This window comes from Maribellus maritimus (genome assembly GCF_022267315.1).
GTDB lineage: Bacteria > Bacteroidota > Bacteroidia > Bacteroidales > Prolixibacteraceae > Draconibacterium > Draconibacterium maritimum.
In genome coordinates this window covers 1-1140 of sequence record NZ_JAIKLE010000143.1, presented here as the reverse complement: position 1 = coordinate 1140, position 1140 = coordinate 1, and the positions used below count along the sequence as shown (strand labels likewise).

Below are 1140 nucleotides of genomic sequence, written 5' to 3'. Positions count from 1 at the left end.
TTCGTAAGTTCTGCCGGGGTGAGGGAATACAAGTTTCCACGAACCGTGACGAACAGCTTCCAGACTGTTCTTCCGGTAATAGTATAAAAAGGTTTCGCGAGGATTTGCCTCGAAATTACCCTTCAGGAGAGGCAACAGATTTACTCCGTCAATTTTGTTTTTGGGCAGAGGAGCATCTGCAATGGCTGCCAACGTGGGTAAAATGTCGATACCTGAAACCAGATTGTTACAAACCACTCCTTCCGGAATCACTCCGTTCCACATCATTAAACAGGGTATACGTTGGCCTCCTTCGTAAGATGTGCCTTTGCCTTCGCGCAATCCGCCGGTGGTGCCCGCGTGGTTTCCGTAATTCAGCCACGGGCCGTTATCGGAGGTAAAAATAACCAGTGTATTTTTATCCAGTCCGGTTGCTTCCAGTGTTTTTATAATTTCCCCGATGCCCCAGTCTATTTCCATCATAACATCGCCGTACATTCCCTGTTTCGATTTTCCTTTAAATCTTTCAGAAGCATAAAGCGGAACATGTGGCAAAGGGTTAGGCCAGTATACAAAAAATGGCTTGTCTTGGTTACGCTTTATAAAATCAATCGTTTTTTGTGCAAAATCAGCGGTGAAATGCGCTACATCTTCCGGTTTGACATCCGGATTAACGATTGTTTCATTTTCATAAAGCGGGAGGTTGGGATAGGTGCCGGTGGGATGAAGTGGCCACATATCGTGAGAGTAGGGGATTCCGTAAAATTCATCAAAACCGTGCTTTGTTGGGAGAAACTGTTTTTGATAGCCCAGATGCCATTTGCCAAAGATAGCGGTAGCATATCCTTTCTTTTTCAATACCTGGGCTATGGTTTCCTCATCGTCCGAGATTCCGGTAGTTGACCTGTGGCTCAACGCCCCGGTAATTCCGATCCGGTTCGGATAACACCCTGTGAGCAATCCTGCACGTGATGCACTGCATACTGCCTGGGGCGAATAATAATGGGAGAAAAACATTCCTTGGCTGGCAATTTTATCCAGATTGGGTGTGCTGTAATCCGTAGCTCCGGTAAGAGTCAAATCGCCATAACCCATGTCGTCAAGGTATATCAAAACGATATTCGGGGGATTGTTATCCATTGCTTTTGATGAACGAAAACC

General features: G+C 45.9%; 1 protein-coding gene. It reads right to left on the bottom strand.

Annotated elements, in window-relative coordinates:
* On the bottom strand, positions 1 to 1119 hold a 1119-nt coding region (locus tag K5G00_RS29405; protein ID WP_238770205.1), incomplete at its 3' end, for a sulfatase family protein.
* Between the last annotated feature and the right edge of the window lie 21 nt (positions 1120 to 1140).